1 protein-coding gene is annotated in these 287 nt (G+C 68.3%); it reads right to left on the reverse strand.

Translation table 11 applies throughout. The features are described from left to right. On the reverse strand, positions 1-211 hold a 211-nt coding region (locus AX744_RS03285; RefSeq protein WP_061015388.1), incomplete at its 3' end, for a hypothetical protein. Between the last annotated feature and the right edge of the window lie 76 nt (positions 212-287).

Below are 287 nucleotides of genomic sequence, written 5' to 3' on the forward strand. Positions count from 1 at the left end.
GGGGTGGCCCTTCGAGGCGGGCCACGGAGATCTTGAGATCGGTGACGTCGGCGGCAACGGCGTCGATGCGGGTGCTGAGCTTCTCCTCGACGGCGTCGATACGGTCGTCGATGCGGCGGACCATCCAGGCGCCCGCGGCGAACAGGCTCGTACCGAGGGTGAGCACGACGCCGATCGCGCTGAGGACGATGGTGACGGTCTCCGTGCTCACTGTCTCATCCTCGTCCCGCGGTGAGCAGGTGCCGGGGTGGCCCTTCGAGGCGGGCCACGGAGATCTTGAGATCGGT

The sequence above is a fragment of the Microbacterium sp. CCH5-D1 genome (genome assembly GCF_001557335.1).
GTDB lineage: Bacteria > Actinomycetota > Actinomycetes > Actinomycetales > Microbacteriaceae > Microbacterium > Microbacterium oxydans.